Here is a 24,279-nt window from a genome sequence, read left to right as displayed (position 1 = left end):
TACTTCTCCGATCTCCGGCCGCGCCAGCGCAGGTCAGCCCGGGTCAGCCCGTCCGGTCGAGCTGCTCCGGCCGCACCTCGTAGGCCAGCGGCCGCCCGCGGAGGAACCGGTCGATCTCGGCCACCACGATCGCGCCGGCCCGCCGCCGCGACTCCACCGTCCCGGCCGCCTCGTGCGGCGTCAGCAGCACGTTCGGCAGCCCGCGGAGCGGATGGTCGACCGGCAGCGGCTCGGCGTCGAAGACGTCCAGCGCGGCGTCGATCCGGCCGGTGCGCAGCGCGGCCAGCAGCGCGGCCTCGTCCACCAGCGCCGAGCGGGCGGTGTTGACCAGCAGCGCCCCGTCCGGCAGCAGGGCGAGCTCGCGTGCCCCGATCATCCCGGCGGTCTCCGGCAGCACCGGAGCATGCAGGGAGACCACCAGGCTGCGGGCGAGCAACTCGTCGAGGCCGACCCGCTCGACGCCCAGCGTCACGGCCTCCGCGCCGGACAGGTAGGGGTCGGCCACGAGCACCCGCGCTCCGAGCGCCCGCACCAGGCCGAGGTACGCCCGGCCGGTCCGGGACGCGCCGACCACCCCGACCGTCGCGCCGCGCAGCTCCCGGCGGGGCGGGGCGCCCTTCGCGCTCGCCCAGTCGGCCCCGGTGCGCAGCGCGTGGTCGAACCGGTGCAGCCGGTGCAGCAGCGCGAGGGTCAACGCGAGGGCCTGCTCCCCCACTGCGTACGCCATCGCGTCGCCGGCCTGGGTGACGCGTACCCCGCGGGCGAAGCTCTCCGGGGTGACGAACGGTTTCACGCTGGCCCCGGTGTGCGCGAGCAGCCGCAGCCGGGGCGCGGCGGCGAGCGCCGCGGCCGTCAGCGGTGCGGTTCCCCAGCCGGTGACGACGACGTCGGCGTCGGCGAGCAGTCCCGCGAGCACGGCCTCGTCGCCCACGTCGGCGCGGTCGGCGGGCAGCCGCACCTCGCCGAGGCGCTGCAGCGCGGCCCAGGTGTCGGGGTCGAGGAACAGCTCGCGGACGTACGGCGTGGCCGCCACGGCGATGACGCTCACCCCTTGATGCCGGTGGTGGAGACGCCCTCCTGGAAGTACCGCTGGCCAATCAGGTAGGCCATGAAGATGGGCACGAACGCCACCACCGAGCCGGCGAGCAGCATGTTCAACGGCACGTTCTCCTGTTGCAGCGAGGCGATGCCGGTGGTGAGGGTCCGCATGTCGAGGCTCTGCCCGACGATGAGCGGCCACAGGAAGTCGTTCCAGTGCCAGAGGAAGACGAAGACGCCCAGCGTGGCCAGGATCGGCTTGATCAGCGGCAGCACGATCGAGACGTACACCCGCCACTCGGAGCAGCCGTCCAAACGGGCCGCCTCGAACAGCGAGTCGGGCAGCGACGCGATGAACTGGCGCATGAGGAAGACCGCCTGGGCGTTGGCCAGCGTCGGCAGGATCATGCCCCAGTAGGTGTCCACGCCGTTCAGCTCGGAGATGATGATGAAGGTCGGGATCATCGTGACGTGGTACGGCACCATCAGCATCGCCAGGAACGACCAGAACATCGTCTCCTTGCCCGGGAATCGCTTCTTGGCGAAGGCGTAGCCGGCCATCGAGGCGAACAGCAGCACGCCGACGACCGACACCACCGAGTAGACGAGCGTGTTCCCCATCCAGCGCAGCACGCTCTTGGCACCGATGACCTGGTCGTACGCCTCGGTGGAGAACGGCCAGGGCAGCAGACTGTCCGGGAAGGTGACCGGCCCGGTCGGCTTGAGCGACAACACGACCATCGCGTAGAAGGGGAAGAGGGTGAGCACGGCACCAGCCAGCAGCAGCGCGGTGCGCCCGATCACCCAGCCCCGGCCGGCCCGGTCCGCGAGGTAGGGACGCCGGGCGCGCCGGGGCCGTTCGGTGGCTGGCGCGGCGGTGGCCGGGGGCGTGATGGTGTCGGTCATTCTTCCCTCCCCAGGGTCAGCCGCTGTATCAGCGCCACGACGATCGTCATCACGAACAGGGCGACCCCGACCGCGCTGGCGTAGCCCAGGTCGAAGTACTTGAACCCCTGGTCGTAGAGCAGGTAGACGAGGCTGTAGCTGGAGCGGACCGGCCCGCCGCCGGTCATCACGTAGATCATGTCGAAGACCTGGAACGACACGGTGGTCTCGATGATGGCGACGAAGAACAGCGCGGGCCGCAGCTGTGGCAGCGTGACATACCGGAAGCGCTGCCAGGCCGAGGCGCCGTCGGTCAGCGCCGCCTCCTCCAGCTCCGCCGGGATGTCCTGGAGCCGGGCGAGCAGGATGAGCATGCCGTAGCCGAAGCGGGACCAGACCGATACCAGCACTAGGGCCGGCACCACCAGCGCGCTGTCGGCGAGCCAGGAGCCGGCCGGCAGGCCCAGCGCGCCCATCGCCCGCGACCACGGCCCACCGTCGGCGAAGACCCAGGTGAAGACCACCCCGGCGAGGACCAGGCTGGTCACCACGGGCAGGAAGAAGATGGACCGGAAGAGCTTCGCGCCGCGAAAGGCGCGGCGGGTCAGCAGTGCCATGCCGAGGGAGGCCAGCATCGACAGGGGTACGGACAGCGCGGTGAAGACGACCGTGACGCGCAGCGCCGACCAGAAGGTCGGGTCGTCGACGAGTCGGCGGAAGTTCTCCAGGCCGGCCCAGCTCGTGTCACCGCCGATGGTGTAGTCGGTGAAGCCGAGGATCATCCCGGCGATCGCCGGCCCGAACCGGAAGATGGCGAAGAGCAGCAGGAACGGCAGGACGAACAGCAGGGCCGTGCCGGCCTCACGGGCGGATGGCCGGCGGAGGCGCCGAACCTCGCTCCCCGGCTGGCGTGGCCGCCGGACTTGGCTCTCCGGTAGTGCAACCATCTGACAACCTTTCTCGGCGGCTCGCGGTGGGCAGGGTACGCCCACCGCGAGCCGCGCCAGGATCAGCGAAGCAGCGGAGCGGCGGCCTTCGCGGCGTCGTCGAGCGCCTGCTCCACCGACTTCTTGCCGAGCAGGGCGGCCTGGATCTCCGGGAAGAGGACGCCCTGGACGTCCCGGGCCTTCTCGTGCAGCGGGCCGACGGTGCTGGTGGCTACCTGCTGCTCCTGCACACTGAGGACAGGGTCACCGGCGTAGAGCGTGCCGGTGGACTTCCGCGGGGAGAAGAAGTTGGAGGACAGGTCGTACTTCTTGGTGTTGTCGGCGTTGGTCGCGAAGGCGATCCACTTGCCGGCCGCCTCCTTGTTCTTGGCGCCCTTCAGCATCGACAGGGAGCCAACGGTGCCGTAGCCGATCTGCTTGACGTCGGTGAAGTGCGGGACGGCCTGGATGTTCTCCTTGCCCCACAGCTTTTCGACCTCCGCCACCGGCACGTGCCAGACGCAGCCGACCTTGTTCTGGCCGATGCGGGTCTGCTCGATCGACGGGACGTTGGTGATCAGGCTCTTGTCGACGTAGCCGCCGTCGACGAGTTGCTTCACGAAGGTCAGCGCCTTCTTTGCGGCGTCGCTGTTGAAGGCGACCGACGTGCCGTCCGGGCTGAACACGTCACCGCCGGCCGACCACATCAGCGGGTAGAAGGTCTGGTTCAGGGTCTGCTTGGAGTCACCGGGGTACGCCGCGATGTCGTAGCCCTTGGCCTTGAACTTCGGCGCCAGGGTGAGCAGGTCGTTCCAGCTGGTGGGGTAGGTCGTCTCGCCGACGGCGGCGAAGACCTTCTTGTTGCAGATCGGGGTGGCGGCGCTGGTGAGGATCGGCGCGCCCATCATCTTGCCGTCGATGCTCACCGACTTCGTCACGTTCTCGTGGTAGTCGCTCTTGGCCGCGTCGTCGAGGTACTTGTCGACCGGCTCGATGTTGCGGGCGTACTTGGGCAGCTGGTCGGGGATCAGGTAGACGACGTCGGGCCCCTTGTTGCCGGCGATGGCGGTGGCCAGCGCCTGGTCCCGGTTGGCCCAGGGGAAGATCTCGGTCTTGACCTCGATGTTCGGGTTGGCGGACTGGAACGCCTTGACGGTCTCGTCCCAGTGCGCGCGGTGCTTCGCCTCGTCGACGATCACCGGATATATCCACATCGTCACGGTGGTCTTGCCGGAGTCACCGGAGCCGGAACCGCCACAACCCGTGGCCGCGAGTGCGGCGACGAGCGCCACCGCGACGGCCGACAGGCTCTTGCGAACACTCATCTCGCATCCTTCCGGGGGAGTCAGGTTCGCCGTACATTAACTTACGGTCCGGGCCGATACTAGAGCCGAAGAGTATCGAGGTCACACCGTTACTGTTCGTACGAGCGTCGCGCCGGATCGATCCAGCCCCGTAATAGTGAAGGAACCCGATGACCGTCTCCCTGGCCATCGTCGGCGCGGGCGACCGCGGTACCACCTACGCCGGCTACACGCTGCGTTCCCCCGACGAGGCGCGGGTCGTCGCCGTCGCGGAACCCCGGGACGCGCACCGCACCACGCTCGCCGACGCCCACCGGGTGCCGCCGTCCGCCCGGTTCGACTCGTGGCAGGCCCTGGCCGCCCGGCCACGGCTGGCCGACGCGGTCGTGCTGGCCACCCCCGACCGCGAGCACGCCGAACCGGCCGCCCGCTTCGCCGCACTCGGCTACCACGTCCTGCTGGAGAAGCCCATCGCACCGACCGAGGCCGAGTGCGAGGCGGTCACCGCGGCGGCGGAACGCGCCGGCGTCCTGCTCGCCGTCTGCCACGTCCTGCGCTACACCCGCTACACCGAGGCGGTGAAGCGGTACGTCGAGGCGGGCACGCTCGGCCGCATCGTCGGCGTGGAACACCTGGAGCCGGTCGGCTGGTGGCACTTCGCCCACTCCTACGTGCGCGGCAATTGGCGCCGCGCCGACACCTCGTCCAGCAGCCTGCTCACCAAGTGCTGCCACGACCTCGACTGGCTCCGCCACGTCGTGGACGACACCCCGGTACGGGTCAGCAGCGTCGGCGGGCTGCACCATTTCCACCCCGGCAACCGGCCGGTCGGTGCCGCCGACAGCTGCCTCGACTGTCGCGTCGAGCCGCGCTGCCCGTACTCGGCCGCCCGCTTCTACCACGACTGTCTCGCCGATCCCGACCGTCGGGTGTGGCCCCTGTCGGTGCTGACCCGCGACCTGACCCCTGCCGGGGTGACCGAGGCGCTGCGGAACGGCCCGTACGGGCGGTGTGTCTTCACCGGCGGCAACGACGTCGCCGACCACCAGAGCGTGACGATCTCCTTCGCCGGCGGGGCGACCGCCACCCTGACCATGAGCGCCTTCACCCCCGGCGGTCACCGGCGCACCCGCATCATGGGCACGCACGGCTACCTGGAGGGCGACGGCGAGCAGGTCACCGTCACCGACTTCGTTACCGGCGCCACCGTCACCACCGACACGCGGGGCGGCGGGGCGGACGCCGGAACCGGCCACGGCGGCGGGGACATGCGGTTGATGGCGGCCTTCGTCGAGGCCGTGGCGACCGGTGATCGGTCCGCGGTGCGGTCGGGGCCACGGGAGTCCCTGGACAGTCACCGGATGGCGTTCGCGGCGGAACGCAGCCGGCTCGCGGGCGGCATCCCCGTCGCGCTCGCCGCGCCCGACAGGGGCCGACCGAGCCCGGCCACGTCCCCGCCGGCGCCCCGGGCCGATGTTGATTCTTCGATGCCTTGATGATTACGGTGAGGGCCAAAATAGACGAAGGGATGGTTCATGGCTCTCGATCGACCACGGCGCGCCGCGCCGCTCGCCGCCCTCGTGACCCTGCTCGCCGCCACCGCCGTCGGCGTCCCCGCGCGCGCTGCACCGGTGACAGAAGTGCTGGTGGGAACCCCTCACCACAACCTCGCGATCTACGGCGCGACGTTCGGGTCGACCGCCGCCGGCGACTACGCGTACGCCGTCGCCCGCGGCACCACCGGCGAGCTGAGCGTGGTGGACACCCGCACAGCGGAGGTGATCCGGACAATGCCGTTACCCGGCGCCGGAGGATCCTGGGGCGGCACGGTCATGCCCGACGGCACCGCCTACATCGGTGCCGACAGCAAGCTCTTCCGCTACCGGCCCGGCGCCGACCAGGTGGAGGACCTGGGCTCGCCCGCACCGGGCGAGACCGCCACGTGGCGCCTGGCGAACGACGGCCGGCGCGTGTTCGTCGGCACCTTCCCCAACGGAAAGATCTACTCGGTCGACCACCGCAGCGGGGCGGTACGCGACTACGGCCAGGTCTGGCCCGGCGAACAGTACGTGCGCAGCCTCGGCGTGGCGAACGGAAAGGTCTACGCGGGCCTGGGCACCGTCGCCCGGATCGTGGAGGTGGACGTCGAATCCGGCGACCGCCGCGAGATCCCGCTGCCGGAGCAGTACCGGGCCGAGCAGTTCGTCTACGACCTCGACGTCCACCAGCAGACCCTCTTCGCGCGGCTGACCAACAGCAACCGGCTGCTGGTCCACGATCTCAGAACCGGCGAGTGGGTCGCCGACCTGGGCACCAGCCCCGGGTTGAACGTCTCGCCGCCGGACGCCAAGAAGAACGTCTACTTCGGATCGACCGGTGGCCGCCTCATGGCCTACAACCTGAACAACCGCACCGTCACCCCGACCGGCTTCACCGGATTCGGCACCGCTCGCGGCTTCGGCTGGACCCACCTCGACGCCGACGGTTGGCCCGGCCGGACGCTGGTGACGATCAGCCTGGGCGGGATGCTCTCCTACTTCAACCCGCAGACCGGGGCGCACAAGGTCGTCTCCTCCGGCGTGCAGGGCCTGCCCGCCCAGTTGCAGACCGTGGTAGCCGGCCCCGACGGCAAGATCTGGTCAAGCGCCTACCCCAGTGGCGGGATCACCTCGTACGACCCCGCCACCGGCACCTTCACCGAGAATCCCACCGCACTGGGCCAGGCCGAAGGGCTGCACTCGTACCGCGGCCTGATCTACGCCGGCGTCTACCCGGGCGCGAACCTGTTCGAGCTCGACCCGGCCAGGCCCGTCGTCCGGGGCAGCAACCCGCGCCAGTTCGGGTCGCTCAGCTCGGCCCACCAGGACCGCCCCTTCGCCATCACCGGCCTCGGTGACCGAATCGCGTTCGGGACGATCCCGGAGTACGGACAGCTCGGTGGCGCGCTCGCGATCGCCGACCCGGACACCGGCGCGCAGCAGGTGCACCGCGACGTCGTACCCGACCAGAGCGTCACCGCCCTGGCCACGGTCGGAGAGTTGGTGCTGGGCGGCTCCGGCGTCTGGGGTGGGCTAGGCGCGGTACCGACGCAGACCGAGGCGAAGCTCTTCCTGTGGGATCCGGCGACCTCGACGAAGGTCTGGGAGGGCGTACCCGTTCCCGGCGCGAAGGCGATCACCCGGTTGATCGTCGGCGCGGACGGTCACGTGTGGGGCGCCACCGCCGGGACGCTGTTCGAGTTCGACCCGGTGGACAGGAAGGTGCTCACGACCGTCGAGGTGGAGCCGTTCGACTGGAACGTCGACCACGTGTGGCGCAGCGATCATCTGGCCTTCGCGCCGAACGGCGACCTGTGCGGCAACTTCCGCACCACCGTGGCGTGCGTGGACCCGGCCACCCTCGCCGTCAAGAGGCTGGCGACGGGGATCGACGACGTCTGGACCATGGACACCACCGGCACGATGTACTACGCCCGAGGGGGCCAGCTCTACCAGCTCACGCGCTGAGCCCCGACGCCGACCAGCCCCGCTCTCCTCTCGGGGGGAGAGCGGGGCTGGTCCGTCTGATCGCCGCCACCCGGCGGTGGCTCGACACGCCGGGGATGACCCGCTCAGGGCGAGAAGCCGCCGGCGCGGCGGCTACCGGCCGATGCCGGACCGCGCGCCCGCCGCCACGATCGCGTCCTTCTCGCCGCCGCTGAGCAGGCCGGCCTCGACCAAATCGCCGGTGACTGAGGCGACGTGTGCGACGAACGCGCCGTGGCTAGTCCAGTGCGCCTCGTCGCGGATCAGGTCGTTGACCGTGCACCCACGCTCGGCGTACCGGTTCGGCACGCCGGACCCGCCGCCCGCGTGCACCTGGGCCCGCAGGTCGGAGCGGGGGCAGTCGTCCGGCTCCGGCACATACCGCAACAGGTGCGAGCCGTACTGGACCGCCCCGTTGGCCGCCTTGACCCCGTTGCGGAACCAGAGGTTGCCCTCGCCGTCCTGGGTCACCCGGTAGGTCTGCGTGTCCCGGATGGTCCGCACGGCCTTCGACAGTGGATCGATCCTGTGCAGGTACCCGTCGAGCGCGGCGTAGACGTGCTCGTCGGCGGCGCTGACGACGAGTTCGTCGGCCACCCCGGAGGAGCGGCCCGGCACGTCGAGGCGGTGCGTCACCGCGCCGGTCGCCGGGTCGAGGACGAACACCTCGCCGTCGGCGAGGCCCCAGATCATCCCATCCGGGCCGGCGACCAGCGAGGTGATCGAGTCGGCGCCGGGCACCGGGGTGTACTCGGCGGTCTTCTCGCCGGTCGCCAGGTCGGCCGTGAACACCTCCGCCTCGGCGGCGCGCGGCACGGTGCCCCCGCCGCCACTGATCGTGGTGCCCGCCCACAGCTGGTCGCCGACCACGGCAAGGCTGATCACGCCCTGGTCGGCGACGATGTTCCGGCGGGTGGTACGCGCGCCGGTCGCCGTGTCGTAGACCGTCAGCGCGCCGCCCCACAGGCCGTAGTCGGGGGTGCTGCCGACGTAGATCCGGCTTCCCGACGAGGCAAAGGCGAGCGGCCGGTTCTGCCCGTCGGGCTGGAGGCGGAACAGCTCGCGCGGGTTGGTGCCGAGCTGGTACGGCCGGGCCGGGTCGTAGACCAGCACCCCGCCGTACGGGTACACGCCCTGGTACATCCTGCCCTCGTGCCAGCCGAAGCCGTCCGCCTGCCCGAGCCGGCCCACGTTGATCGCCGTGCCCGTGGCCGGGTCGAGGACGGCGAGGTTCCCGTTGATGTAGAGGTTGGTCCAGATCCGGCCGTCCGGGCCGGCGGTGATGGTGTTGATGTCCAGGGCCTGCGGCGGGAACGGCAGCCGGTACCGCTCGCTAGCCCCGGTGGCCGGGTCGTAGCGCAGCGCCTGCCCGCCGTAGTTGCCGATCACGGCGTACAGCCGGCCGTCGAGGAAGCCGAACCCGATGCCCGCGCCGTCGCTGCGCACCGGCGCGCCGGCGGCGTCGCGCACCGGCCCGACGGTGTCGGTCGGCAGGTCGTAGCGCCAGAGTTCGGTGCCGGAGGTGAAGTAGACCGACCGGCCGTCGGGGGCGAGCGGCGAGGTACCGCGCGAGCCCATGGTGAACCCGTCGGCCAGGACCGCGCCGGTGTCCGGGTCGAGCACCAGCCCCTGGAGCTTGTTGCGTTTGACGAAGAGCTTCCCGCCGACCAGGTTGATGTCGTACGGGTAGTTCGCGTCGCCGCGCAGCGCCTCCGGCCAGATGTCGCGCTTCTCCCCGGTGCCCAGGTCGAGGCGGACCAGGTGGCCGGCGGTGCCGACCGCCGCCCAGAGCACGTCGCGCGAGGGGTCCACCGCGACATCGACGACGTACTGCTCGCCGGCGTACATCCGGCCGTGATCGCGGAAGCCCTCGCCCGGGGCGTAGGAGAAGACGTGCGCGCCGGGGTAGGTGCCGCCGTAAACCCGGCCGTCCGCGCCGGGCCGCAGGCCGTAGAGGACGGTCTGCCCGGCGACCGGGGCGCCGAGGTCCACGGTGGTCCGGGTCTGCGGGTCGTACGAATAGAGATGGGCGTTTGGGTAGCTGCCGGCGTACACGGTGCCGTCGGCCGTCTGGGTGATCCCCCAGGCGCCGGAGGAGTCGGGCAGGTAGGCGGTGTCCAGCAGCTCGCGGGTCACCGGGTCGGTCACGCTGAGCACCCCCGGTGATCCCATCTGGACCCCGTAGACGACCGGCCGGTTCTCGGCGCCGGTGCCGTAGTGGGCCTCGAAGACGGTGAGGGCGGTCTGCTGGACACCGAAGTCGGTGACGGTGCCGGGCGTCGCGCCGGCCGGAACCGCCGAGGCGGCAGCGGCGGCCGGGAACAGGGCGGCGACGAGCGCCAGGACGGCGACGGGCACGAGGGTACGGCGGAACGACGACACGGGCGACCTCCACGTTCGACGATGCCGGCACCCTATTACGGTGGCGTCCGGAATTCCAGAGCCGGTGATCGATGCATGCTATCGGTGGCGAACTTGCGGGTGGAGCCTCGACACGATGCGCCCGGCATGGTGCGCTGTAGCAGTTACAGCCCTGACCGAAACCCTGAATCCCTGGAGGTCGTGTTGCGACGTATCGCGCTGACCGCGGCCCTTGCCCTCGCCGCCGCCGCGCTGGCGGTCCCGGCGGCAACCGCCCACGCCGAGCCGCTGGCCGCGGCGGCAACCGTCCACGCCGGAGCACCGCCCGGCACCGTCACCGACCTCGGACCCGCGTCCGAGGTCACCTCCGTCAACGGCGCCGAGCTGATCGACGGCACGATCTACACGGCCACCGGTGGTGTGACGCCGATCGTGGTGGGCGGCTACGACCTGGCCGAGCAGCGGGTGAACCGGAGCTACGAACTGCCCACCGGCGGTGGCGCCTGGGCCACCGCGGCGGTCGGCACCGACCTGTACGTCGGCACCTATGACCCGGGGGACCTGTACCGGGTGGACACCACCGGCACCGCGGTCACCAAGGTCGCCGACGTCTCCCCCGACCAATTCATCTGGGCCCTGGCCACCGCGCCCGACGGCGTCCTCTACGGCGGCACCTATCCCAACGGCCGGGTCTTCTCCTACAACCCGGCCACCGGCGCCACCCGCGACTACGGCGTCGCCGTCCCCGGCGAGCAGTACGTGCGCAGCATCGCCGTCGACGCGACCACCATCTACGCCGGCGTCGGCGCGCACGCCCACCTGATCGCCATCGACCGGGCCACCGGCGCGAAGCGGGAGATCCTGCCACCGGAGTTCGCCGACCGTACCTTCGTCGGCACCCTCGCCCTGGAGGACGGTCTCCTCGCCGCCGCCCTCTCCCCCACCGGCACCATGCTGCTGATCGACACCGCGGACCCGTCGCGCTACGAGGTCGTGCAGACGCCGGACAGCTACATCACCGCGATCGCCATCGACCCCGGCCGCAACGACGTCTACGTGGGCACCCGGCCCTCGGGCACGCTGCGCCGGTACGACCGGGAAACCCGGCAGCTCAGCACCCTGGCCGTGCCCTACGACGGCGCCTCCTTCGGCCGGCTCTTCGTCACGGGCGACCAGCTGCGCGGCGTGGTCACCAACACCGTCGTCACCTACGACCTGACCACCGGCGAGTTGACCGGCGTCGACCTCACCGAGGCCGGCATGCCGCCGGCACCGGAACTGGCCATGGCGATCGCCACCGACGGCCCCCGGGTGTACGTCTCCGGCAAGGCCGGTGTGCAGGTGCACGACCTGGTCGCCGGCACCTCCACCCGCCGGTTCCTGCCCGGCGAGGCCAAGGCGATGACCCCGGTCGCCGGTGAGATCTGGATGTCGGTCTACACGCTGGCGTACCTGTTCCGGATGGCACCCGACGGCGACCCGCGCAGGGTGACCACGATCGGCCACGAGCAGACTCGGCCGCTCGACGCGACCTGGTCCCCCGCCGACAAGCTGCTCGTCGTCGGCACCGAACCGGAGTACGGCCGCCACGGCGGCGCGGTCTCGGTCTACGACCCCCGGTCCGGCGCGCTGGACGTGCACCGCGACGTCATCCCGGACCAGTCGATCCGTTCGGTGGCGGTCAAGCACGGCACCGCGTTCCTCGGCAGCAGCATCAACGGTGGACTGGGCACCACGCCCCGGGCCACCGAGGCCCGGCTCGCCGGCTTCGACCTGGCCACCCGGACGAAGACCTGGGAGATCAGCCCGGTACCCGGCGCGAAGCAGATCGTCGAACTGGTCGCCACCGGCGACCGGATCCTCGGCCTCACCGAGACCGGCGTGCTCTTCGCCGTCGACCAGCGGACCCGCCAGGTGGTGGCCACCACCACTGTCGCGTCCGGGCAGAACACTCTGGTGCAGGTCGGCCCGGCGATCTACGGCACCAACGGGAGGGACGTCTGGAAGCTGGACCCGGCGACGATGACGGTCACCCCGTTCGTCACCGGCCTGAACGCCGAGTGGTACGGCGGCGGGGCGCTGCTCACCGCCGCCCCGGACGGCTCGGCGCTGTACGCCCTGCGCGGTCGCAACCTGGTCCGCCTCCAGCTGTAGACCCCGCATTCCGGTGCGCAGGACGCGGGCCGGCGATCCCGAGGGGGATCGCCGGCCCGTCTCCGTCTCTGCGTTGTGCGCGGCGAACGGGCGGCGGTCAGCCGGTCACGGTGACCCGGTACAGGTGCTCGCCGGCGCCGAGGAAGAGCCGGCCGTCCGGATGCACAGCGAGGAACTCCGCCGGCTGCTCCAGCAGCTGCCGCGTGGCGCCGGTGGCCAGGTCAACCTGCACCACCTGCTCGCCGCGGACCAGCGCGTACAGCAGGTGACGCGGGGCGTCGTAGCCGAGCTTGCCGCGGCTGTCGGCGACACCCGGGGCGAGCTGGAGGCGCTGGACGACCGAGCGGGTGGCCAGGTCGACGGCGAAGAGCTGGCCGCCGGCCAGGCCCCAGAGCAGCCCGGTGCGGTCCACCGCCAGCGTGGGGATCGCCGTCGCGCCCGGTACCGGTACGAACTCGAACGTCTTGGCGTCGCCGGCGACGTCCCAGCCGAACAGCATCGCCTCGGTCTGGGTGGGCGGGGGCACGCTGTACCCACCGGAGATGGAGGTGCCGCCTACGAGTAGGCCGTTGACGTGGCTGAGGCTGACGATCGACTGGTCGGTGAACACCGGCCGGTGCACGCGCGACGCGCCGCTGGCCTTGTCCACGATGGCCAGCACGCCACCGAGGGTGGTGTTGGGCATGGTGCCGTACGCGACCTTGTCGCCGGCGTCGGTCAGCGCCCGGGCCCGCACCTGGTCGGCGGCCTTCAGGTCGAGCAGCTTCGCCGGGTTGTCGGCGCTGCCGGGCAGGCCGGGCGAGTACTCGGGGCTGTGCCACGGCGCGGCCGGGTCGTACCGGTACAGCCGGGAGTCCGGGTACGCCCCGAGCCAGATCCGGTCGCCGGTCTCCAGCACGCTCTCTACCTGGGCGAACCGCTGGAAGGTCGACACGCCCGTGTCCGGGTCCACCCGGGCCAGGCCGCCGTTGAGGTAGCCACCGAGCCAGACTGTGCCGGTCGGGCCGACGTGCAGCGCCGCGATGGGGATCGGCGCGCCGGGCACGTCGGTCGGCACCACGTCGGCCCGCCCGGTGAGCGGGTTCCAGCGGAACATGTCGCCGCGCCAGAGCAGCCCGACCAGCGTGCGACCCGGCCAGTCCCGGTCGTGGAGGTTCACCCAGCCGATGCCCCGGTTGTTGACCACCCGGCCCGGGAAGACCAGCGGGGTGTCGGTGAACGTCCGCTTGCCGGGGTGGTAGCCGATGAGCCGCCCGGCGCGGGTCAGGTAGACCAGGCCGCCGGGTCCGGGTGCGGAGACGTCCAGGCCGGCGACGTCGTCGATCAGGTCGGTCCACCGCCGCCGGGCGATGTCGTACACGCCGAGCCGGCCGGTGGTGGCCGAGCCGAACCGCGCGTACACGCGGCCGTCGTGGGCGTTGAGGTCGTACACCGTCTGGCCGGTGCCGTCGCCGAGACCGTCGGGCAGCGGGAGTTCGCGCCGCTCGCCGGTCAGCTTGTCGATCTCGAACAGGTGGGCGTCCGGCTGGGTGCCGGCGTAGATCGTGTCGGCGGTGACCGCGAGGCTGCGGACGTACTGGGCGCCGGGCAGCACCTGGCCGTAGTCGCGGGTCGTCCCGGTGGCCGGGTCGTGGGCGAAGACCCGCGCGCCGGGGAAGGTGCCGCCATAGACGATGCCCGCGTCGTCCACGGCGATCCGCCAGATGTACGTCTCGGACGGCAGTGGACGGCCGAGGTTCTCGATCGGGCTGTCCGGGCCGGGCTGGCGGCGATACAGGTCGCCGGTGTTGTACGCGCCGACGTAGACGGTGCCGTCGGGTGCGGCGGCCACCGCGTACGAGCCGGGGGCGCCGGTGAGGTCCTGGACGGAGACGGTCCGCCCGGTCGCCGGGTCGATCGCGGCCAGCCGGGCGGGCTCCCCGGACACCGCGGACCAGAGCACCGGCGTCCCGGTCGGGCCGGGGGCGACGGTGCCACCGATCAGCAGTACGTCGCGCAGGGGGATGCCGAAGGGGTCCACGGTCACCCCGGCGGCGGAGTCCCCGGTCGTGACGCCGGCGGTCGCGGGGCCCGCGGTCCAGGCGACGGGCAGGGCCGGCACCGCGGTGAGGGCGACGGCGGAGCGGAGCAAGGTACGGCGGTTCGTCATGGGGCGCCTGCCTTTCTTCCAGCGGCCACCGGGGAGCCGGCGGCCGAGCCGTGACGGTCAGGTACCGGAATCTCGATGAGGGCCGGGACAAGCGATCCATCCCGGGCATCGGTGAGCTGTTGCTGGTGCGACCCCTTGCGATTCATATCGGGCGGGACCGCAATGACCCTAGGCCGCGTTCTTCGTCGGCGTCAACGCCTCGCGGTCACCTGCCGGCGGCTGTGGTCCCGGTAGGTGTCACCCTCAACTAATCAACGAATTCTCCTTCGACCATGTCCCGGCGGCAGGCAGCCGTACTAGACTCTCCGCAATTCCGGTCCCGGCCGAAAGGCAGTGCCCATGGTCGCCCGTCGTCATCTCCTGCAGGCCGCCGCGCTCACCGGCGGAGCGGCACTCCTCCCGTCAGCCCCTGCCCACGCCCAGGCCGCCGCCGAACCCGAGGGCACCGTGACCGATCTCGGCCCGGCCAGCGTCACCACCCCGCTGGGGAACGGCGAGTTCGTCGGTTCGGTGCTCTACGCCGGCACCCGCGGCCTCTCGCCCAACCTCGTGGGCGGCTACGACCTCGCCGCCGACGCCGTCACCTCCCACACCGACATCCCCAGCGGAATCGGCGTGTGGGCGATGTGCCGGGTTGGCACCGACGTCTACGTCGGCACCCACAGCCGCTCCGACCTCTACCGGCTCGACACTGTGACGGGTGTCCTCGACAGGGTGGGCGCCTACCCGTACCACTTCATCTGGAACCTCGCCTCCGCACCGGACGGCAAGGTCTACCTCGCGATCTCCGAGCCCGGCCGGGTCGTCGAGTACGACCCGGCGACGGGAGAGAGCCGCGACCTGGGCGTGACAGTCGACGGTGAGGCGTACGTGCGCAGCATCGCCGCGGACGAGACCACCGTCTACGCGGGCGTCGGCGCGCACGCCCACCTGATCGCGATCGACCGGGCGACCGGAGCCAAGCGCGACATCCTTCCCGCCGTGCTCGCGGGCCGGGACTTCGTGGCGAGCCTGACGCTGTCCGACACCCACCTGGCCGGCGGCATCTCCTCCAACGGCGAGGTGCTCGTGCTCAACAAGGCCGACCCGGCCGATCACCGGGTACTGGCCACTGGCGAGAAGTACGTGACCTCGGTGCTCATCCACGACGGCTACGTCTACTACGCCGGACGGCCGTCGGGGATGCTCTACCGCTGCGCGATCGACGGCGGGGCCGTCGAGACCCTGGGCGTGGCCCAGCCCGAAGCCGCCACCCACCGGCTCCTCATCCGCGACGGCCTCGTCTACGGCGTGCAGGACGGCGCGATCGTCGTCTTCGACCCCGCCGACCGTTCGCTGCGCTACGTCAACGTCGTGCAGCGCGGCTTCCGGGCCGCGCCCGAGGAGCCCATGTCGGTACACAGCGACGGGAGGCGCGTCTACGTCGGCGGTAAGGGCGGCGCGGACATCCACGACCTCGCCACCGGCACGCGTACCCGCGTGGGCATACCAGGCGAACCCAAGACGGCGCTGACCGTCCGCGACGCCACGTACCTCGGCGTGTACACCCAGGCCCTGCTCTACCGCCACCGCGCGGGCGAGCCCGAGGCCACCCTGCTGGCCAGGACCGGCAACCAGCAGGACCGCCCGCGGGACCTGGCGTACGACGACGCGACCGGGCTGATCGCCATGACCACGCAGCCGGAGCCGGGACACCTCAACGGGACGCTGGCGCTCTACGCCCCGCGGACCGGCCGGTTCGACACCTACCGGCCCGTCGTCGAGCGGCAGAGCCTCTACGCCGTAACCTGCCGCGCCGGCGTCGCCTACCTCGGCACGAACATCCAGGAAGGGCTCGGCCTGCCGCCGGTCACCACCACCGCCCGGCTCGCCGCCTTCGACCTGCGCAGCCGCCGGTTGTGCTGGCAGGTCGAACCGGTGCCCGGCGCGAAGGTCATCCCCGGCCTCGCGCACACCGCACTCGCCGTCTACGGCATCACCGACAGCGGGGTGCTCTTCGAGTACGACCTGCTACGACGCCAGGTCACCCGAACCACGAAGGTCGGCGCGCGCGGTGCGGACCTGCACGTCGTCCGCCGGGTCGCCTACACCACCGACGGCAACGCCGTCCACAAGATCGACCTGGTGACGTTCACGGTCACCACCATCGTCGACGGACTGGCCGGAGAGTGGTTCGGCGCCGAACCCAAACTCGCCCTGGACCCGTCCCGGCGCGCCCTGTTCGGCCTCAAGGAACGCAACCTGGTCCGCATCACGATCGCCGGCCACTGACAACGGGTGACCGCCCGCAACCCGCCAGTGACAGCCGGACTCCCACGGGCCGCGGATAGGGCCCGACTTCGAGACATCTCTCATGGAAGAGGAGCAGGCGCATGACGCATCTCAACCGACGTAACGTGATCCAACTAACGGCACTGTCCGCGCTGGGCGGCAGCGTGCTCGGCGAACTGCCGGCCGCAGCCGACGGACTACGTCAGCCGGGGCAGTTCGGCCCGGCGTCGCTGAGCGCGGCCATCGTCGGCATGGCCGTGGACGGCACCACCGGGTACTTCGTCACCCGGGGGCAGACGCCGCCGAAGGTGGTCACATACGACATCGTGTCCCGCACCGTGACCGACGTGGTCTCGCTCGAGCGGGGCGACGGCGGGTGGGCCTGCACCGTCTCCGGCGGCAAGGTCTACATCGGCACGTACTCGTTCGGCGACATCATCGAGTACGACCCGGCGACCAGGGTCGCCCGGCGACTCGGCACCATCGGCCCGTCGGGCACGATCGTGTTCGCCGCCACCACCGCGCCGGACGGCGTCGTCTACTTCGGCACCTATCCCCGTGGTGAAGTGTGGTCCCTGCAGCCGGCGACCGGAACGCTGACCAACCTCGGGCGCGCCTTCCCCGGATCCCAGTACGCCCGCCTGCTCGCCGCGGACGAGACCTACGTCTACGCGGGCACGATCCCCGCCCACATCGTCCGGATCGACCGCAGCACCGGGGCGAAGGTCGACATCATGCCCGTCGGCACTCCGCTCGATTCGGGTCTAGGCGCACTGGCCGCGGGTGGCGACCGGGTCTACGCCGCATCCTCCTTCGGGGTCCACGACATCGCCCGCGACGGCTCCGGCTACGTCGAGGTGCCCGCCGACGAGGAGTACCTGGTCGACTCGCTGACCGTCACGGACGACGGTGGGCTGCTCGCCCTCGGACGGCTGACCGGATCGATTCTCCGCCGGGAAGGCGACCGGTTGGCCAGGATCGCCCAGGGCCCGGAAGGCGACGAGGGACGCGGCGTGGCGCTGCTCCCCGACGGCACCGTCTTCGCCGCCAACGGCAGCGGTCGGGTGTCCATCCTCGCGCCCGGTCGGGACACGGTGGAGCAGGACGATCTGACCAACGACGCGCGGGCCGCCGGACCCGAACTTCTCCAGTCGATGTGCGCGGCGCCCGACGGCTCGGTGTATGTGGGCGGGCACTTCGCAATCACCGTGCACGAACCCGCTCGCGGCATCAGCCGCCGGTATCCCGTCGCCGGCGAGGCCAAGGACATCGCCGCGTGGCGGAACCGGATGATCAGTGCCCTGTACCCGAGCGGGGAGGTCATCGACCTGGACCCACGGACCGGTCGGGTGCGCAGCTTCGGCAGGATCGACAACAATCAGCAGCGGCCCTGGGACGTAGTGCACCACAAGCCGTCGGGCCTCGTCCTGATCGCGTCGGCCCCGCGTTACGGCAGCCTGCAGGGCGCCCTCACGCTCCTGGACCCAGCGACCGGGAAGATGGAGGTACGCCTCGACATCCTGCCGAACCAGGCGCTGAACGCCATCGCGTTGGACGGGGATATGGCCTACATCGCCGGGGACACCTGGGGCGGCAACGGTATCCCGCCCACCGAGCCGACCGCCCAGGTGGCGGTGTTCGACATCAGCCGGCGCGAGGTGGTCGACCGGTTCGCGCCGCTGCCCAACCAGCCCAGCATGCAACACGTCGAGGTGCTCAACGGGGTGCTCTACGCGCTCTACAAGCGTACGAGCGGCAGCTGGCTCGCGTACGACCTCGCGACCCGCACCGTTCTGCAGTCCGACAAGCTCAGCGGCTACGGGGAGATCGTCGCCCACCGCGGCCGCATCTACGCCGGGGCGAACTTCGGCGACAACATCTACGAGCTTGGCCCCGGGCTGGAGTCGGCGGTGCGGCTGCACACCGGCATCGGCACCAACTGGTACACGGTTCCTCGGATCGAGCCTGTCCTCGGGGCTCGCAAGGCATGGGCGGCGGTAGATCGGAACCTCGCCCTGATCGAACTGCCCTCCTGACGGGCCGCGGAGGGTGTGGCTCCGTTGCGTTGAGCGTAGGCAAGATCGAGGCAGACTTGAGCAGTGAGGTCATCGAGCCAGCCTGACCCGTGGCTGCCGCCGAAGTCGGCGTTCGCCGGGTTCCGGGTCTCCGCCGGAGGTGATCGTCGTCGCGGTGCGCTGGTATCTGCGGTTCAACTTCCTGCGCTCCCAGGCCGACGCCCTACTGGCGTGCGACTTTCTCGAGACGGTCATCCTGTCCGGGGCACGGATGTACGTATTCGCGGTGATTGAGCACGGCAGTCGCCGGATCCGGATCCTGGGCGCTACCGCACACCCGACAGCGGCCTGGGTGGTGCAGGCCGCGAAGAACCTCGTCATGGACCTCGAGGACGCCGGCTGTGGGGCGCGCTTGCTGATCCGGGACCGGGACGGCAAGTTCCCCGAGCTGTTCGACGCCGTCCTCAACGACTCGCGGATCGAGGTCGTGCGCAGCGGTGTCCGGGTGCCACGAATGAACTCGATCATGGAGCGGTGGGTGCAGACCTGCAGGCAAGAGCTCCTCGACAGGACCTTGATCTGGAATCAGCGCCACCTGCTCCACGCGCTGTGCGAGTTCGAACAGTTCTACAACGGGCACCGGCCTCACCAGGGCATCGCGAACGTCCGTCCACTCCGCTCGCTACCCGCGCCGGTCGCCGATCCAGACAAGATTGCCCATCTCGACATACGCCGACGTGATCGGCTCGGCGGCATCCTCCACGAGTACCAACATGCCGCCTGACCTGTGCGGATAAGGTTTTCGGCAAGGGCAACGCTGCCCAGGGACAGGCTGCGGTATTTGGGAAGCCACCGTGGGAGCAGGGGGCGTCGGTTGTGGCGCCACCGCTGCCGTAGCCGAGGCTTCCGCGATCCACAGTTGCCATCCGGGCGGCGGCGATCCCCATGCCGGGTCCGGCTTCCATCCAGGGCCCGGTATCCAGCCCGTCGGCGGCGTCGGCCAGGTCGGCGGCGCATTGAAGCGGTAACCCACAGCTCCAACCCCCATTTGTCACCATTGAACCGCAGACGTTAGCCCCCGAGGATGGGGCGGACATCCATCACCTGGCCACCAAATGCCCCCGCCCAGCCGCTCGAGAGTGTCCAACTGAACACCCGGCGTCATGCGTTGGTCGCGCAAACACAGCAATCAACGGCACGAAGCGGGCGAGTGGATTGGTGAAGGCCGGCGACCGGAGTCAAGTCGCCAGACGAGAAGCTCGAGGTAGATGCTGTCCGATCGCAGTGTCGGACTTGAGGTCATTCCGGGGTTGACACAGCCATGTCCGACCGCCGATCACGCTCGGCACAACTTTGAGGCTCACAGAGCATTTAGGCGTCTCAATGACATCTTCGGTGCCGCAGAAGAGGTGACAACGACGGAGGCACTGGTCATGGCGCCGCGGCTGGGATCCGGGTCTCAGCTGACGGGACCAGCTACCGGATCGGCATGGTCTGACGCTGTGCCGCTAGGCAAACCGTACCCCGGCGAAAACCAGCCATCCAGGGAGCAGGCAGCCCTGACCACTTCGGCGTCCGTTGGAAGGTCAAGGCATCGTTGCTGCTCATCGGCCTGGCCGGGACACCGGCGGGTAAGTAGTTGACTACAGTGACCACTACGCCGGCCAGCACCCGATCTGCTCCCAGCGCAAGCCCCGGTCACCACAGCGGGTCATTACCACCCCGCCCTGCCCACACTCCCCCACCAGCCGGGATAGACAGCAGTTGAAGTTCGTTCAGAGCCGTTGAGCACTGCTCGTGAAAATCGACGCCCTCCTGGCGTGACCATCAAGCCGAAACACCCACCCCATCACAGGCTTGAACGCGACGCCCTTTCAGGAACCAGCACCGAGAGGATCTCGGCGACGCAGACCGGCTTGTCACCGCCCTCGCGTTCGATAGTCACGCGGACCGTCGCTCGCGCGCCGTTTCGGCCACGGTTGAGCTCGACGAGCTCGGCGCCTGCACGGACCCACGACCCCACCGGCACCGGGGAGGGGAAGCGGACCTTGTTGGCTCCGTAGTTCACGCCCATGCTCAGCCCTTCGACCGTGTAGATCTGCCAGATCATCTTCGGGACCAGGGAGAGGGTCAGGTAGCCGTGCGCGATGGTGCTGCCGAACGGTCCACGGGCCGCCCTCTCGGCGTCGGTATGGATCCACTGGTGGTCGCCGGTCGCTTCGGCGAACAGATCAATCTGCTCCTGAGTGATGGTATGCCAGTCGCTGTCGCCAAGGTGACTGCCGACGGCCCGCTCGAACTCGTCGATCCCGTTGAAGGTTTTCATGATCTTCTTCCTCCGTACGCTCCGTCGAGGTCAGTCGCCGGGCATTGGCGAATTTCTCGATGTCTGCTTGACCGCGTCGGCCTGGTGCTTGCTGGGACCGATTTGGCCACTGGCCCCGGTGACGACGGCGATGTCGCCCTCGAAACTGTTGCTCATCTGCTGCCCCGCTCGACGTGTCGCGGTCGGTGTTTCGGCAGGTCATGACAGGCGCTCGAGGACCATCGCCATGCCTTGGCCCCCGCCGACGCACATGGTCTCCAGACCAAACTGCTTGTCGTGGTACTGCAGGGAGTTGATGAGCGTGCTGGTGAGCCGAGCGCCGGTCATGCCGAACGGATGGCCGACCGCGATCGCCCCGCCGTTGACGTTGAGCTTGTCGAAGTTAATCCCGAGGTCGCGGGCGGAGGCGATGACCTGGGCGGCGAACGCCTCGTTGATCTCGACCAGGTCGATGTCGTCGATGGTCATGCCGGCCCGATCGAGCGCCCGCTTCGACGCCTCGACCGGGCCGAGCCCCATGATTTCGGGCGACAGGGCGGAAACCCCGGTAGACACGATCCGGGCGAGGGGGGTTAGGCCCAGCTCGCTGGCCTTTGTGTCGCTCATGATCACGGCGACGGCGGCTCCGTCGTTCAGCGGGCAGCAGTTGCCGGCGGTGACAGTGCCATTAGGACGAAAGACCGGCTTCAGTTGCGACACAGCTTCCATCGTCACCCCCGCCCGGGGGCCGTCGTCCTTGCTGACCACGGTGCCGTCGGGCAGGGTCACCGGGGTAATGTCCCGCTCCCAGAACCCGCTCGCGAGCGCCTTCTCGGCCAGGTTCTGACTACGGACACCGAACTCGTCCTGCTCCGCGCGGCTGACACTCTTGAGCTGAGCGACGTTCTCCGCGGTCTGCCCCATGGCGATGTAGACGTCCGGAACCGCGTCGTAGCCGCGCGGGTCGATCCAGGTCTGTCCCCCGCCTGCGAACTTCTCGGTACGGGCCTCGGCCTCGGCGAACAGCGGGTTCCTGGTGCCGGGAAGACTGTCGGCGTTGCCTTTGGTGAAGCGGCTGACGGTCTCAGCGCCAGCCGAGATGAACACGTCACCCTCGCCCGCCCTGATCGCGTGCATGGCCATGCGGGTCGTCTGCAGGCTTGAGGAGCAGTACCGGGTTACCGTGGTGCCGGGCAGGTGGTCGAAACCGGCCAGGACCGCGACGACGCGGCCCATGTTGAAGCCGGACTCGCCGCCCGGCAGCCCACAGCCCAGCATCAGGTCATCGATGTCGGCGGGGTCAAGAGCCGGGATCTTGGTAAGTGCGACGCGGAGCATCTGCGCGGTCAGGTCGTCGGGGCGCACGTCCTTGAGCGATCCCTTAAACGCCCGGCCGATCGGAGACCTGGCGGTGGCGACGATAACTGCTTCAGGCATGCTGGTCCTTCCCGGGTGGGGTGTGCAGGTGTGGGGAATGGCGCTGGGTAAACAGCCGAGTTTTCGGCCGCTGCTCATTCGTGAATGCGTTGCCGCCGCTTTCGAGGCGCCGGACTCGGAGGGGATTGTCGGGCAGGCGACGGCAGGCGTCAGCCGGCAGCGCCCAGGTACGCCTCACGAACATCGGGATGACCGGTCACCTCGGCGAGGGTTCCCTGGGTGATGATCCGCCCATGGTTTAGCACCACGGCGGTGTCCGCCAGCGCATTCACCGCCTGCATCACGTGCTCAATCATCACGATGGCGATGCCGTCCGCGCGGCACTCACGCACTCGCTCGATCACGATGTCCACCTCGTGCGGGGTCAACCCAGCCATAACCTCGTCGAGCAGCAATACCCTCGGCTTCGAGACCATGCCGCGGGCGAAGTCGACGATCCGGATCATTGCTGACGGGATGTCTCCGATGGCCTCCCGCCGATACTGCCAGAGGTCGAACCGCTCAAGTTGCTCGCGAGCCAGTCGATTCGCCTCCCGGTAACCGCTCGCGCGTCGGTAAGCCGCCAGCGCAACACACTCGAAGACGTTCAGCTCGGCTACGTTGCCCGACACCTGGAATGTCCGCGCGACGCCCGCTTCGAACACCTTCGCTGGCGGCAGACCGGTGATGTCCACGCCGTTTAGGAGAATCGATCCACTCGTCGGTCGCAGCACGCCGGCGATCAGGTTTACTAGCGTCGACTTGCCGGCGCCGTTTGGGCCGATCAGGGCGGTCACCAACCCGGGCTCAGCCGTGAAGGAGACGTCCTGCAGTACCTTGAGACCGCCGAAGTTCTTGGCGATCGCCGTGACCTCAAGCATGCTCGCTCACCATTTCAGGGTCGTGGCTGCGATCGGGTGCGTGCCGGTCGGACGGAGCCTCGGACTTCGGGGCGCGCGGCGTGCCGGTACCGAAGAGGCGCACGATTAGCTGGTTCCATAGCGGAACAATGCCGGCGCCACCGAATCGGAGGATCAGGATGACGCAGATCGCGTAGGCGATCTGCGTGTAGCTGGAGACGTTGGAGCTGGACACGGCGAAGGAGCGCATCAGCTCTTCGAGCACCGCGATGCCGATCCCGGCCACGATCGGCCCTGCGAGGGTGGCCGACCCGCCAATGATCGCGCCCACGAGCATCGCTACACCGACCTCCACTGTGAGGACCGAGTCGTAGCTGACGAAGTTCGTGTACTGCGCCATGAGTGCACCGGGAATGGCGGTGAGCCCCATGCTGATGGCCATGGCGATCGCCTGGTTTCGGACCACCTTGATGCCCATGCTCGCCGCGACCACCTGATCCTCGCGGATGAACGGCAGCGAACGGCCAAAGCGGGTGCGGCGCATCATGAACGACACCCCGACCGTCAGGAGGATCAGGAAGCCGAGGGCGACGTAGTACAGCGGGGTGGCGTCCGTAAACCATTGCAGATGCAGAATGCCCTCCTGCATCGTGAGATTCTGCAGGCCGTCAACGCCGCCCGTGACGCTCCACGAGGCCGCGATCCCGGACACCGCGATCGCCAGGGCCAAGGTGCCCAGGGTAAAGAACAGCGCACTGACGCCGAATCGGCTCATGATCAGGCTGACAACCGTACCGATCGTCGCCGAGAGCAGGATACCGACGACGATCGCCAACCAGACGTTCCAGCCCTTCCCCCAGGTCAGCACCGCGACAGAGAACGCACCGATGCCGAACGCGCTGGCGTGCGCGACCGACAGCAGCCCGGCGAAGCCACCGGCGATGTTCCAGGTGAGGTTGCGTATCGCGAAGACCAGGGCGACGAAGCCGACGCCGATCATCGGCGCCTCGGCGAACAGCGGAAAGGCCACCGCCACGACGAGTGCGACCGCCACGACGAGGGTGTTCACCC

General features: G+C 69.9%; 17 protein-coding genes. 6 read left to right on the top strand and 11 right to left on the bottom strand.

What is annotated here, in order from left to right; genetic code table 11:
- Positions 1–43 precede the first annotated feature (43 nt).
- The 4 genes from ABZV00_RS13520 to ABZV00_RS13505 form a co-directional block, all read right to left on the bottom strand.
- Positions 44–1,048, bottom strand: a complete 1,005-nt coding sequence (locus ABZV00_RS13520; protein ID WP_355605373.1) for a hydroxyacid dehydrogenase — start codon at positions 1,046–1,048, stop codon at positions 44–46.
- Entirely contained in the window at positions 1,045–1,944 is a 900-nt protein-coding gene (locus tag ABZV00_RS13515; protein ID WP_355605370.1) for a carbohydrate ABC transporter permease, read from the bottom strand. The genes ABZV00_RS13520 and ABZV00_RS13515 overlap by 4 nt, the downstream gene beginning before the upstream one ends.
- Complete coding sequence (locus ABZV00_RS13510) at positions 1,941–2,870, bottom strand: sugar ABC transporter permease (RefSeq protein ID WP_355605367.1); 930 nt, start codon at positions 2,868–2,870, stop codon at positions 1,941–1,943. Before ABZV00_RS13510 ends, ABZV00_RS13515 begins: the two co-directional genes overlap by 4 nt.
- A gap of 62 nt (positions 2,871–2,932) precedes the next feature.
- A complete protein-coding gene (locus ABZV00_RS13505) occupies positions 2,933–4,174 on the bottom strand; it encodes a sugar ABC transporter substrate-binding protein (RefSeq protein WP_355605364.1) in 1,242 nt (413 codons plus the stop codon).
- A gap of 149 nt (positions 4,175–4,323) precedes the next feature.
- Here ABZV00_RS13505 and ABZV00_RS13500 point away from each other — a divergent pair, with 149 nt between their 5' ends.
- Positions 4,324–5,649 (top strand): Gfo/Idh/MocA family oxidoreductase, encoded by a 1,326-nt coding sequence (locus ABZV00_RS13500; protein WP_355605362.1) that lies wholly within the window; start codon positions 4,324–4,326, stop codon positions 5,647–5,649.
- Positions 5,650–5,688: 39 nt separating this feature from the next.
- Positions 5,689–7,659, top strand: a complete 1,971-nt coding sequence (locus tag ABZV00_RS13495; RefSeq protein WP_355605359.1) for a hypothetical protein — start codon at positions 5,689–5,691, stop codon at positions 7,657–7,659.
- Between the two features lie 132 nt (positions 7,660–7,791).
- On the opposite strand, the gene ABZV00_RS13490 is transcribed toward ABZV00_RS13495, so the two are convergent.
- Positions 7,792–10,059 (bottom strand): PQQ-binding-like beta-propeller repeat protein, encoded by a 2,268-nt coding sequence (locus ABZV00_RS13490; RefSeq protein ID WP_328415029.1) that lies wholly within the window; start codon positions 10,057–10,059, stop codon positions 7,792–7,794.
- Positions 10,060–10,239: 180 nt separating this feature from the next.
- On the opposite strand from ABZV00_RS13490, the gene ABZV00_RS13485 reads away from it, so the two are divergent.
- Positions 10,240–12,192, top strand: a complete 1,953-nt coding sequence (locus ABZV00_RS13485; RefSeq protein WP_355605355.1) for a hypothetical protein — start codon at positions 10,240–10,242, stop codon at positions 12,190–12,192.
- Between the two features lie 97 nt (positions 12,193–12,289).
- On the opposite strand, the gene ABZV00_RS13480 is transcribed toward ABZV00_RS13485, so the two are convergent.
- Positions 12,290–14,341 (bottom strand): hypothetical protein, encoded by a 2,052-nt coding sequence (locus tag ABZV00_RS13480; RefSeq protein ID WP_355605353.1) that lies wholly within the window; start codon positions 14,339–14,341, stop codon positions 12,290–12,292.
- Positions 14,342–14,680: 339 nt separating this feature from the next.
- Between ABZV00_RS13480 and ABZV00_RS13475 the strand changes: the two genes are divergently transcribed.
- From ABZV00_RS13475 to ABZV00_RS13465, 3 genes are all read left to right on the top strand, one after another.
- Positions 14,681–16,612: a hypothetical protein gene (locus tag ABZV00_RS13475; RefSeq protein ID WP_355605350.1), complete on the top strand. Its 1,932-nt coding sequence runs from the start codon at positions 14,681–14,683 to the stop codon at positions 16,610–16,612.
- A gap of 101 nt (positions 16,613–16,713) precedes the next feature.
- Positions 16,714–18,648: a hypothetical protein gene (locus ABZV00_RS13470; protein WP_355605347.1), complete on the top strand. Its 1,935-nt coding sequence runs from the start codon at positions 16,714–16,716 to the stop codon at positions 18,646–18,648.
- Between the two features lie 139 nt (positions 18,649–18,787).
- Complete coding sequence (locus ABZV00_RS13465; protein WP_355605344.1) at positions 18,788–19,411, top strand: integrase core domain-containing protein; 624 nt, start codon at positions 18,788–18,790, stop codon at positions 19,409–19,411.
- A gap of 1,065 nt (positions 19,412–20,476) precedes the next feature.
- On the opposite strand, the gene ABZV00_RS13460 is transcribed toward ABZV00_RS13465, so the two are convergent.
- The 5 genes from ABZV00_RS13460 to ABZV00_RS13440 form a co-directional block, all read right to left on the bottom strand.
- On the bottom strand, positions 20,477–20,953 hold the full coding sequence (locus ABZV00_RS13460; protein WP_355605342.1) for a MaoC family dehydratase: 477 nt from the start codon (positions 20,951–20,953) through the stop codon (positions 20,477–20,479).
- Between the two features lie 30 nt (positions 20,954–20,983).
- Positions 20,984–21,109 (bottom strand): hypothetical protein, encoded by a 126-nt coding sequence (locus ABZV00_RS13455; protein ID WP_355605339.1) that lies wholly within the window; start codon positions 21,107–21,109, stop codon positions 20,984–20,986.
- 42 nt (positions 21,110–21,151) lie between these two features.
- A complete protein-coding gene (locus ABZV00_RS13450) occupies positions 21,152–22,369 on the bottom strand; it encodes an acetyl-CoA C-acetyltransferase (protein WP_355605584.1) in 1,218 nt (405 codons plus the stop codon).
- A 149-nt stretch (positions 22,370–22,518) separates the two neighbouring features.
- Positions 22,519–23,229, bottom strand: a complete 711-nt coding sequence (locus tag ABZV00_RS13445; protein ID WP_355605337.1) for an ABC transporter ATP-binding protein — start codon at positions 23,227–23,229, stop codon at positions 22,519–22,521.
- Positions 23,222–24,277, bottom strand: coding sequence for a branched-chain amino acid ABC transporter permease (locus ABZV00_RS13440; protein WP_355605334.1), 1,056 nt, complete (start codon positions 24,275–24,277; stop codon positions 23,222–23,224). Before ABZV00_RS13440 ends, ABZV00_RS13445 begins: the two co-directional genes overlap by 8 nt.
- Positions 24,278–24,279: the final 2 nt, after the last annotated feature.

The sequence above is a fragment of the Micromonospora sp. NPDC005173 genome (genome assembly GCF_040608515.1).
Classification (GTDB): domain Bacteria; phylum Actinomycetota; class Actinomycetes; order Mycobacteriales; family Micromonosporaceae; genus Micromonospora.
Note: the sequence above shows the minus strand (reverse complement) of the source record. Positions and strands in the feature narration are given on the sequence as shown.

Bases quoted from the DNA above. Each gene is read 5' to 3' on its own strand.
- ABZV00_RS13450 (WP_355605584.1), bottom strand. From the start codon at position 22,369: ATGCCTGAAGCAGTTATCGTCGCCACCGCCAGGTCTCCGATCGGCCGG.
- ABZV00_RS13505 (WP_355605364.1), bottom strand. From the start codon at position 4,174: ATGAGTGTTCGCAAGAGCCTGTCGGCCGTCGCGGTGGCGCTCGTCGCC.
- ABZV00_RS13470 (WP_355605347.1), top strand. From the start codon at position 16,714: ATGACGCATCTCAACCGACGTAACGTGATCCAACTAACGGCACTGTCC.
- ABZV00_RS13475 (WP_355605350.1), top strand. From the start codon at position 14,681: ATGGTCGCCCGTCGTCATCTCCTGCAGGCCGCCGCGCTCACCGGCGGA.
- ABZV00_RS13445 (WP_355605337.1), bottom strand. From the start codon at position 23,229: ATGCTTGAGGTCACGGCGATCGCCAAGAACTTCGGCGGTCTCAAGGTA.
- ABZV00_RS13510 (WP_355605367.1), bottom strand. From the start codon at position 2,870: ATGGTTGCACTACCGGAGAGCCAAGTCCGGCGGCCACGCCAGCCGGGG.
- ABZV00_RS13455 (WP_355605339.1), bottom strand. From the start codon at position 21,109: ATGAGCAACAGTTTCGAGGGCGACATCGCCGTCGTCACCGGGGCCAGT.
- ABZV00_RS13515 (WP_355605370.1), bottom strand. From the start codon at position 1,944: ATGACCGACACCATCACGCCCCCGGCCACCGCCGCGCCAGCCACCGAA.
- ABZV00_RS13460 (WP_355605342.1), bottom strand. From the start codon at position 20,953: ATGAAAACCTTCAACGGGATCGACGAGTTCGAGCGGGCCGTCGGCAGT.
- ABZV00_RS13495 (WP_355605359.1), top strand. From the start codon at position 5,689: ATGGCTCTCGATCGACCACGGCGCGCCGCGCCGCTCGCCGCCCTCGTG.
- ABZV00_RS13480 (WP_355605353.1), bottom strand. From the start codon at position 14,341: ATGACGAACCGCCGTACCTTGCTCCGCTCCGCCGTCGCCCTCACCGCG.
- ABZV00_RS13500 (WP_355605362.1), top strand. From the start codon at position 4,324: ATGACCGTCTCCCTGGCCATCGTCGGCGCGGGCGACCGCGGTACCACC.